At 56.2% G+C, this 9,950-nt stretch carries 9 protein-coding genes; 8 read left to right on the top strand and 1 reads right to left on the bottom strand.

Going from position 1 to position 9,950, the window contains the following annotated elements:
- Positions 1–239, top strand: a 239-nt coding sequence (locus Q8W32_RS05770) for a hypothetical protein (RefSeq protein WP_305414112.1), incomplete at its 5' end; no start/stop codon positions are given.
- 98 nt (positions 240–337) lie between these two features.
- The gene (locus tag Q8W32_RS05765; RefSeq protein WP_305414111.1) at positions 338–3,007 is read left to right on the top strand and encodes a nitrate reductase; all 2,670 of its coding nucleotides are present in this window, start codon (positions 338–340) and stop codon (positions 3,005–3,007) included.
- A gap of 15 nt (positions 3,008–3,022) precedes the next feature.
- On the opposite strand, the gene Q8W32_RS05760 is transcribed toward Q8W32_RS05765, so the two are convergent.
- Entirely contained in the window at positions 3,023–3,391 is a 369-nt protein-coding gene (locus Q8W32_RS05760) for an META domain-containing protein (protein WP_303434562.1), read from the bottom strand.
- Positions 3,392–3,898: 507 nt separating this feature from the next.
- Here Q8W32_RS05760 and rsxA point away from each other — a divergent pair.
- From rsxA to Q8W32_RS05730, 6 genes are read left to right on the top strand one after another with little or no spacing between them, the layout of a single operon-like run.
- Positions 3,899–4,480: an electron transport complex subunit RsxA gene (gene rsxA / locus Q8W32_RS05755; RefSeq protein ID WP_303434563.1), complete on the top strand. Its 582-nt coding sequence runs from the start codon at positions 3,899–3,901 to the stop codon at positions 4,478–4,480.
- 22 nt (positions 4,481–4,502) lie between these two features.
- Complete coding sequence (gene rsxB / locus Q8W32_RS05750; RefSeq protein WP_303434564.1) at positions 4,503–5,123, top strand: electron transport complex subunit RsxB; 621 nt, start codon at positions 4,503–4,505, stop codon at positions 5,121–5,123.
- Entirely contained in the window at positions 5,120–7,438 is a 2,319-nt protein-coding gene (rsxC, locus tag Q8W32_RS05745) for an electron transport complex subunit RsxC (RefSeq protein ID WP_305414110.1), read from the top strand. Before rsxB ends, rsxC begins: the two co-directional genes overlap by 4 nt.
- Positions 7,438–8,484: an electron transport complex subunit RsxD gene (gene rsxD / locus Q8W32_RS05740; RefSeq protein ID WP_303434566.1), complete on the top strand. Its 1,047-nt coding sequence runs from the start codon at positions 7,438–7,440 to the stop codon at positions 8,482–8,484. Before rsxC ends, rsxD begins: the two co-directional genes overlap by 1 nt.
- A complete protein-coding gene (gene rsxG / locus Q8W32_RS05735) occupies positions 8,484–9,152 on the top strand; it encodes an electron transport complex subunit RsxG (protein ID WP_305414109.1) in 669 nt (222 codons plus the stop codon). The genes rsxD and rsxG overlap by 1 nt, the downstream gene beginning before the upstream one ends.
- Complete coding sequence (locus tag Q8W32_RS05730; RefSeq protein ID WP_303434568.1) at positions 9,152–9,865, top strand: electron transport complex subunit E; 714 nt, start codon at positions 9,152–9,154, stop codon at positions 9,863–9,865. Before rsxG ends, Q8W32_RS05730 begins: the two co-directional genes overlap by 1 nt.
- Positions 9,866–9,950: the final 85 nt, after the last annotated feature.

The raw sequence follows: 9,950 nt of genomic DNA, 5'->3' as shown, positions 1-9,950 counted from the left end.
CATTTCGCTGCATTCGTCGCCTTGCCCTGAACAACGGCAACACTCGCGCAGAGCCGTGCAGGATTAAATGGATGTCCACCATAGGCAGCTTCTTCACACCTCACCAAACGCGCCACAAGCATCACGATTTATGGCAATTCAGAATGATCAGACAGCCGTTGGCATTTTTCTTGAATGTTTACTTTCTGAAATCTGTCGACGCTTTGGCTCGACCATGTGCATTGCCGGTACCAGCGTAGGTACCGCTCATCATTGTTTTACTGTTGTGCAAACAGAGCATTGGCGCTCACTGACTTATGTCAGTGGGCGCTTTTTTTTTGCGTATTGGAAAGCCCTTATGACCCAGACTCACAGCACCGCCAGCATTACCCACACCACTTGCCCCTATTGCGGCGTAGGCTGTGGCGTAACCGTCCGTCAGCATGGCAATGTGCTCTCACCGGTATCCGGTGACATACAACATCCTGCCAATGCTGGCCGCCTGTGCGTCAAAGGGTCTTCATTACATGAAACCGTCGACCAGATTGACCGGCTGCTTTATCCCACGGTATTGGGTAAACGTACCAGCTGGGACAACAGCCTCAATCTGGTGGCCGACAAAATGCAGCAAGTCATTCATGATCACGGCCCGGATGCCGTAGCCATTTATGCGGCCGGACAAATCCTGACGGAAGACTATTACGTTGCCAACAAACTGATGAAGGGGTTTATCGGCAGCAGCAACCTGGATACCAATTCCCGCCTTTGCATGGCATCTGCCGTGGTTGCCCACAAGCGGGCTTTTGGCTCCGATACCGTGCCCGGCTGTTACGACGATCTCGAAGAAGCCGACCTGTTGATTCTGGTCGGCAGCAATGCCGCCTGGGCACATCCGATTCTGTTTCAACGTATCGCTGCCGCCAAGCAGGCCCGCCCCGAGATGAAAGTAGTGGTCATTGACCCACGCCGCACCGCCACCTCTGACCTGGCCGACTTGCAGTTATCGCTTCGTCCCGGCAGCGATGCCCTGCTGTTTAACGCCCTGCTGTGCTGGCTGAGTGATTACGATGCCCTCGACCACGATTTTATCCAGCAACACTCGGAAGGCTTTGCCAGTACATTACAAGCAGCGCGCGACAGCACCCCGGACTCATTGCAGGAATGCGCCCAACAACTGGGCCTGGACAAACACGATCTGGAAACATTTTTTCAATGGTTTGCCAGCACCGCCAAAACCGTCAGCGTTTTTTCACAAGGCATTAACCAAAGCAGCAGCGGCGTCGACAAGGGTAATGCCATTATTAATGCCCACCTCGCCACCGGACGGATCGGCAAACCCGGCGCCACTCCCTTTTCCGTCACCGGGCAGCCCAATGCCATGGGCGGCCGTGAAGTCGGTGGGCTGGCCAACCAGCTGGCAGCGCATATGGATTTTTCTGCCCCGGAGGTCGACCGGGTACGGCGCTTCTGGCAGGCTCCCAACGTTGCCACTCGCCCGGGCCTTAAAGCCATTGAGCTGTTTGATGCCGTCAAGCGCGGCGATATCAAATTCCTCTGGATCATCTCCACCAACCCGCTGGTCAGCATGCCGGATGCCGATGACGTCAAGGCCGCCCTGGCCCGTTGCGAACTGGTGGTCGTCTCTGACTGCATGGCCAATACCGACACCACGGCCGCCGCCCATGTGTTATTACCCGCCGCCAGCTGGGGAGAGAAAAACGGCACCGTCACCAATTCCGAACGCTGTATCTCCCGCCAGCGCAGTTTCTTGAGCCCTGCCGGGGAAGCCAAACCGGACTGGTGGATACTGGCCCAGGTCGCTCAGCGCCTGGGATTCGAAAAAGCCTTTGACTACCAGCACCCAGCCGAGATTTTTGACGAATACAGCCGCCTGACCGGCTTTGAAAATAACGGTGAACGCGACCTCGACCTGTCTGGCCTGAGCGGCCTGAGCCGGAGCCAGTACGATGCCATGGCCCCCACACAATGGCCGGTCAATCGCCAGTACCCACAAGGCCGCAAACGCTTTTTTGACGACCAGCGGTTTTACACCCCCAGCCAGAAGGCCCAATTTATTGCAATCACCGCGGCACTGCCCGCCTCCCGCCATCAGGATGGCAGCCTGATCATGAACACCGGCCGGGTACGCGACCACTGGCACACCATGACCCGCACGGCAAAATCAGCCCGACTGGCGCAACATATTCGGGAACCTTATGTGGATATTCATCCAGACGACGCCAAGCGCCTGACATTGGTCGATGGTGCCCTGGCCCGCATCAGTAATCACCGGGGGAAAATACTGCTGCGCACCAATATCACCACTAACCAGCGAGCGGGAGAAATCTTTGTTCCGATGCACTGGACCAGCCGCTACGCCAGCGCCGCCCGCATGGGCGTATTAATCGATAAAAGCTGTGACCCGTTTTCCGGCCAGCCAGAACTGAAATACACCGGTGTCGAAGCCGAACCTTTCCCGACCGCCTGGCAGGGCATGATACTCAGCCGCCATGACCTCGGCGCCGTTCCTTGTGACTATTGGGTGTACGGCCTCAACGACGGCTGTCACGGCTATGAAATCGGCGGTAACCAGCCTCTTGAACAGATACAAGACTGGGCACAACAGCAACTCCCCGACGCCGAATGGCTGACCCTGCATGACCCGGACACCCAACATATGCGGCTACTGGCGATTGTGGATCAACAACTGGCGCTGGTACTGTTTGTTCATCAGGATCAGGCCATTGGCACCCGCCAGTGGCTGGTGGAACAGTTTGCCCAGACCAGCCTGACCATTACGGAGCGTAAAGCGCTGCTGGCCGGACGCCCCCTAGAAGGTGTCGTTGATCAGGGGCGTATTGTCTGCTCCTGTTTCGGTATTGGTGAAAACACCATTCGTGACGCTATTCGCAGTGGCTGTCACTCCGCTGACCAACTGGGTGACACGCTGAAATGTGGCACCAACTGTGGCAGCTGTGTACCAGAACTGAAGGCCCTGATTCAAGACACCCACAGCGAGTGCAGTTAATCTGGACGACCTTGTTCAGCTTTTGGTCGATTTGGGAATCAGCTTCAGTAATGCCCGACCCTCGTCATCGGTCAAGAGCAGCCAGGTATCATGTAACCAGCGGTACTGACTGGCTCCCTGTAAGGCCGCCAAAAATCTCTGTTCCTGCATCATCAGGGCCGGAGCACAGGCTTTGCGGGTACTGATCAGTTGATCAAAACGGATATCACCATTATCCAGCTGCTGCCAGCGCCCGGAGTACTGATTGCAGCCGGAGGAACCACTCACCTGGCCATCCATCCCAAAATTCACGGTAATCATGGAGTAATCGATGATGCCGCCCTGGTTAATATCCTCCACCTGCCATTCAAGCGCCGATGCCAGACTGGTTGACGCCGATGCCACAGCGTCTTGCTGACCAGCCGTGGAATCGTTACTGACAGAGGCAGGGACTGGACTCTGACTGCTGCAAGCCCCCAAAGCGGCAACCATTATTATTGAGGAACATAGCCTAACGATCGTTTTCACAGCGACTCCCGATACCTTTTGTCAGTAAATTGAAAAGACCGATTATGACCGATACCATCCAGAAAATATCCGGATTATATAACCGCGACCATGATCAAATCAGCGCCCATGCCGTTGAGGCAACAGTGTCGGGGGGTATATCGAGGGTACGTCGAGCCAACATCGCAAGCAGACCTGTGGAACTCCAGTTCAGCCCAAACGACGGATGCGTGATACTTTTGTGTCATTCTTGTGCCCGAAAGTGATCACCACCTCTAAGGTTATTCCTAAAACAACTTAAAACTATCCCTTTTAATACTTGAGGGAAATAATAGAAGTTTGGGATAATACGCCCCCTGATTTTCAGGCTTGGCTACTTTTTAATCACAGCGGAGCAACCACTGCATGACCGAGTATTTACTGATTCTGGTCAGTACCATTCTGGTAAACAACTTTGTACTGGTACAGTTTCTCGGTTTGTGTCCATTTATGGGCGTTTCCAACAAGCTGGAAACCGCCATCGGCATGGGTGCCGCAACCACCTTTGTGCTGACACTGGCCTCGCTGTGCAGTTATCTGGTGTACACCTTCCTGCTGGTGCCACTGGAGCTGGTATACCTGAAAACCATCAGCTTTATTATGGTGATTGCCGTCGTTGTCGGTTTTACCGAATTGGCTATTCGGAAAACCAGCCCATTGCTGTATCGGGTTTTGGGTATATTCCTGCCCCTTATTACCACCAACTGCGCCGTTCTGGGCGTCGCCTTGCTGAACATCAAACGCGATAACAGTCTGGTTGAATCCATCCTTTATGGCTTTGGCGCTGCGGTTGGCTTCTCTCTGGTTATGGTGCTGTTTGCCGCCATGCGTGAACGTATTGCGGTCGCGGATGTACCCAAACCTTTTCAGGGATCGGCCATTGCCATGGTCACCGCCGGTTTGATGTCACTGGCATTTATGGGATTCACCGGCCTGGTCAGCATCTGACCAGAACGAACAAGGCACTACTATGACAACAGTTCTGATTGCAGTAACCGTACTGGCGATTCTGGCCCTGATTTTTGGTGCCATTCTTGGTTTTGCGGCAGTACGTTTCAAGGTTGAAGGCAACCCCATCGTTGACCAGATCAACGACCTGCTGCCGCAAACCCAATGTGGCCAGTGCAGTTACCCTGGCTGCAAGCCTTACGCCGAAGCCATTGCCAACGGCGAGAAAATCAACAAGTGTCCTCCCGGTGGCGAGGGTACGATTCAGTCTCTGGCGGATTTACTTGGTGTTGAGCCAGAACCACTGGATGCCGAACACGGTGCTGAAAAAGCCCTGCCCACCGTCGCGGTTATTCGTGAAGCCGAATGTATCGGCTGCACCAAGTGTATCCAGGCTTGCCCGGTAGACGCCATTATTGGTGCCGCCAAACAAATGCACACCGTCGTTGCAACAGAATGTACCGGCTGTGATTTGTGTGTTGAGCCGTGCCCGGTGGACTGCATCGATATGGTGCCGTTAACACCGACGACCAACACCTGGTATTGGCAAGCACCCACCCCCGGGGTTGAGTTGATTGCAACCGATCGTCAGCCCAATACCCACGACACCAGCAGTAATGACCACAAAGGACAAGCCGCATGACCCATCAGATTCAGCTGCACAGCTTTGATGGGGGCATTCACCCGGCAGAAAACAAACAGCAAAGCACCCGCACACCGATTCGCCCTGCACCACTGCCCGCCCTGCTGACGCTGCCACTGGGCCAACATATCGGCGCACCGGCAGTGCCTTGCGTTGCTGTCGGTGAACGCGTTCTTAAAGGTCAGCTTGTCGCGCACGCAGATGGTTTTGTCAGCGTGCCCCTGCATGCGCCCACTTCCGGTACGGTGGTGGCGATTGAAGACCGGCCGGTTCCCCACGCTTCTGGCTTGACCGCGCTTTGTCTGATCATCGAGCCGGATGGCCAGGAACAGTGGATCGACCACCAAAGCCTGCTGGATGAACTGGGGGTCACGTCTATTGAAGATATCGCCGCCAGTGATCTGGTTGAGCGTATTCGTGGCTGCGGTATCGCTGGTATGGGTGGCGCGGGTTTTCCGACCGCGGTCAAACTGGCCGTTAAACGTGACGATAACGGCAACAGCCCGATCAATACCCTGATCATCAACGGCGCCGAGTGTGAACCTTATATCACCGCCGACGATATGTTGATGCGTGAACGGGCCGACGAGGTGATTCATGGTATCCGCGTATTGCTGCATATTCTGGGTGCCCAGCGTTGTCTGGTAGGCATCGAAGACAACAAGCCAGAAGCGATTGCTGCGTTAAACAACGCATGCCAGTCGCTCGACCAGTCCAGCCAGATCAGTATCGTTGCCATTCCGACCAAATACCCGTCGGGTGGTGAAAAACAGTTAATCCAGATTCTGACCGGCGAGGAAGTACCCTCTGGCGGCATTCCCGCCAACCTGGGAATCGTCTGCCAGAACGTCGGCACCGCCAGCGCCATTTATCGTGCGGTTTACCATGGCGAACCACTGATCAGCCGCATCACCACCGTCACCGGTGACGCCGTCAGTGATCCCGGCAACTGGGACGTCATGCTGGGAACACCGGCATCGCACCTGTTGCAGTTATCCGGCTATCAGCCACAGCCATTGCCACGCGTCATTATGGGAGGCCCGATGATGGGCTTTACCCTGCCGGATGACTCGCTGCCGCTGGTCAAAACCAGCAACTGCCTGTTAGCCCCCAGCGTGACAGAAATGCCCGTTAACGAAGCCGCCATGGCCTGTATTCGTTGCGGTATGTGTACTCTGGCCTGTCCAGCCCAATTATTGCCACAGCAATTGTACTGGTTCAGCAAGGCAGAAGAATTCGACAAGGCCGAACAGCACAACCTGTTTGACTGCATTGAATGTGGTGCCTGCTCGTATGTTTGCCCCAGCCAGATTCCGCTGGTGCAGTATTACCGCCACGCCAAAGGGGCGATTCGTGAAGAACGCGCCGCCCATCAAAAATCCGAACAGGCCCGTGAACGGTTTGAACGTCGCCTGGCTCGACAAGAGCGTGAAGCGGCTGAAAAAGAAGCCAAACGCAAGGCCCGGGCCGAAGCCGCTGCTCTGGCAGCAGCCAATAAAAAAGCCGCTGCCGCGGCGGAGAACAGTGCTTCAGCCACTCCCGCCGCCAGTGGTGGCTCAAGCAGTAGCCCAGCGGCGGCGGCCTTGACCTCGCCAGCGCTGGAAAAACTACAAAAGCAGCTGACTGCCGCCCAGACCGCGATCAGCAAAACCAAAGAAAAACTCTCGGCCGCACAACAAGCGTTGTCCGCCGGGGACGAAGACCAGCAAACCAAGGTAGCAGCCCTGGAAAGTGCACTGGTCAAGGCCCAGACACGGATGAAAGATCTGGCCAAAGACATTGCCGCCGAGAAAAAAGCCCTCAAGGCGCAACCGGCAGCCGCGACAGATACCGCCGCCGGCCCCGACAAGGGCGACCCCAACAGCCCGGAACGGCTGCAACGCAAATGGGAAACCGCCCAGGCACGCCTGGATGCCGCCATCAAGCGACTGGAAGAAGCCAAGGCTCAAGGTCTGGATACAGTCGCAGCACTGGAAACCGGCATCGTCAAACAGCAACAGCGAGTTGATGAAGCCAAGGCCACCTGGCAAGCCGTAACCGGCGCGTCGGTAGCGACAAACACAGACAGCACCGAACCCAGCAGCCAGTCCTCCGCAGAGGCCGACGCAGTACGTACAAAAATCCGTGCCGCCCAAGACCGCCTCAACAAGGCACAGGAACGACTGGCCATGGCCCGAGAGCAACAACTGGATACCGTCGATGCCCTGACTCTGGGTGTTAACAAACAGCAGGACAAGCTCAACGCCCTGACTCAACAGCTGGCTGAGCTGGAGCAAACGGCCAGCCAAACGACTACCACAAGTGGAACCGACTAATGGCGTTGATGACCCTTTCTTCCCCTCACGCACACGGTAACAACAGCACCCAAAAGGTGATGCTGACGGTCACTCTGGCCACCCTGCCAGGGCTGGCGGTAATGACCGCCTTGTTCGGCTTTGGCACACTGATTAACGTGGTGCTGGCGGCACTGTTCGCGATCGCCACCGAAGCCCTGATACTCCGGATTCGTCAACGTCCGGTGATGTTCTTCCTGAAAGACAACAGCGCCCTGCTCACCGGAGTACTGATTGGCCTGGCGCTGCCACCGCTGGCTCCCTGGTGGATCACCCTGGTGGCCACGGCGTTTGCGATTATCTTCGCCAAACAGCTGTACGGCGGTATGGGCAACAACCCGTTTAACCCGGCCATGATCGGTTACGCCCTGGTGCTGATTTCCTTTCCACTGCAGATGACCACCAACTGGGCACTGTCCAGCCAGATGGGAGCTTCCGTTGCCGGGCTGGGTGATGCCCTGTCAGTAATTTTTGCCGGTGGCAGTGCCGACGCCTTTAGCGGCGCCACACCGCTGGATACCTACAAGCACCTGATCAGCAATAAAACGGCCACAGAAGTCCTGACCGACACCACCTTTAATGGCTGGCTGAACGGTGGTTGGGAATGGGTCAATCTGGCCTTTCTGGCCGGTGGTCTGGTGCTGCTCTGGCGACGTATCATTACCTGGCATATTCCGGTGGCCATGCTGGCCGGACTGTCGCTGTGCTCACTGATACTGGGATGGGACGCCGATATGTACACCCCGGCTTCACTGCACTTGCTCAGTGGCGCAACCATGTTGGGAGCCTTTTTTATTGCCACCGACCCGGTATCAGCGGCTACCACGCCACTGGGAAAACTGATCTACGGCGCCGGCATCGGGATTCTGCTCTATATCATCCGGACCTGGGGCTCTTACCCCGACGCGGTGGCCTTTGCCGTGTTGCTGATGAACTTTGCCGCTCCCTTTATTGATGCCTACACCCAGCCACGCACCTATGGTCATGCCAAGGCCAATCGCGGCCTGAAAAAACCGGAGGCCAAATAATGAAAGAGTTACTGGCTTCCATTCAGCGTAATGCCATTGGCCTGGGACTGTTTGCCATCGTCACCGCGGGTGCCATCGCCATCGCCCAGGTCGGTACAGCCGACCGCATTGCCCATAACATGCGTTTGGCGCAGTCCCGTGCGCTCAACGAAATCATCCCGGCCAATCAATACGACAATGACCTGCTCACCGACGTGATCAGCGTAAACCGGAACTTTGATACCCGGCTGTTGGGCCCTCTCCCCGACGATGCCAGTATTCATCTGGCGCGCCACCAGGGACAGGTGACGACCGTGATTTTGCCGGTGGTCGCGCCAGACGGTTACACCATGGAGATCGGCTTGCTGGTTGGTATTCATGCCGATGGCCGCCTTGCTGGCGTACGGGTAATCAGCCACCGCGAAACCCCTGGACTCGGTGACAAGATCGACCTGAAAAAATCCGACTGGGTCATGGCATTCAACGGCAAGTCATTGCTATCCCCAGCAGAAAGTGCCTGGGCCGTCAAAAAAGACGGCGGCGATTTCGACCAGTTTACCGGTGCCACCATTACCCCAAGAGCGGTCGTGACTGCGGTCAAACACGCGCTGCAGTTTTTCGAACAACACCAAACCCAACTGCTGGGCTATCCGCTGCCTGCATCGGCCAGCCGTGTGGAGAATCATTAATGGCTACCAAATCCCTGCGGGATATTTCCCTCGACGGCTTATGGAACAACAACCCGGCACTGGTCCAGTTACTTGGCCTTTGTCCATTGCTGGCGGTGACCGGTTCGGTTGTGAACGCCCTGGGCCTTGGCCTGGCCACCATGATGGTGCTGATTGGCTCCAACTTTTCGGTCTCGCTGATTCGTAACCACGTACCGGATGCGGTGAGGCTGCCTGCCTTTGTGATGATTATCGCCTCCTTTACCACGGTCGCCGAACTGGTGATGCAAGCCTTTACCTACGAGCTGTATCAGGTGCTGGGGATCTTTATTCCCCTGATCGTCACCAACTGCGCGATTCTGGGCCGCGCTGATGCCTTTGCCTGCAAAAATCCGATCCTTCCCTCCATCGTCGACGGCTTTATGATGGCGTTGGGTTTTACCGCCGTCCTGGTGGTGCTGGGTGCCATGCGTGAAATACTGGGTCAGGGTGTGATTTTCTCCAATATGCAGCTGCTGTTTGGAGCGGATGCCGCACACTGGAAAATAGAGCTGTTCAGCGATTACCCGGATTTTCTGTTTGCGATTCTGCCACCAGGTGCCTTTATGGCCATGGGCTTGCTGATTGCGGTGAAGAACATCATTGATGGCCGTATCAAAGCGGCGGCAGAAGCGGCCAAGGCACCAACGGAAGTCGGTGGCAAACGGGTACGAGTGACCGGCAAGATCGGCTGACCCACACAATATCACCGCAGGGCCCGGCTCCGTCCGTGGCCATGTCACCCTGGAATAACCGGAGCGGGAAATAACCAGAGGGAAA

Source organism: Oceanobacter sp. 3_MG-2023, assembly GCF_030688925.1.
GTDB lineage: Bacteria > Pseudomonadota > Gammaproteobacteria > Pseudomonadales > Oceanobacteraceae > Oceanobacter.
Note: the sequence above shows the minus strand (reverse complement) of the source record. Positions and strands in the feature narration are given on the sequence as shown.

Bases quoted from the DNA above. Each gene is read 5' to 3' on its own strand.
- Q8W32_RS05765 (WP_305414111.1), top strand. From the start codon at position 338: ATGACCCAGACTCACAGCACCGCCAGCATTACCCACACCACTTGCCCC.
- rsxA (WP_303434563.1), top strand. From the start codon at position 3,899: ATGACCGAGTATTTACTGATTCTGGTCAGTACCATTCTGGTAAACAAC.
- rsxB (WP_303434564.1), top strand. From the start codon at position 4,503: ATGACAACAGTTCTGATTGCAGTAACCGTACTGGCGATTCTGGCCCTG.
- rsxC (WP_305414110.1), top strand. From the start codon at position 5,120: ATGACCCATCAGATTCAGCTGCACAGCTTTGATGGGGGCATTCACCCG.
- rsxD (WP_303434566.1), top strand. From the start codon at position 7,438: ATGGCGTTGATGACCCTTTCTTCCCCTCACGCACACGGTAACAACAGC.
- rsxG (WP_305414109.1), top strand. From the start codon at position 8,484: ATGAAAGAGTTACTGGCTTCCATTCAGCGTAATGCCATTGGCCTGGGA.
- Q8W32_RS05730 (WP_303434568.1), top strand. From the start codon at position 9,152: ATGGCTACCAAATCCCTGCGGGATATTTCCCTCGACGGCTTATGGAAC.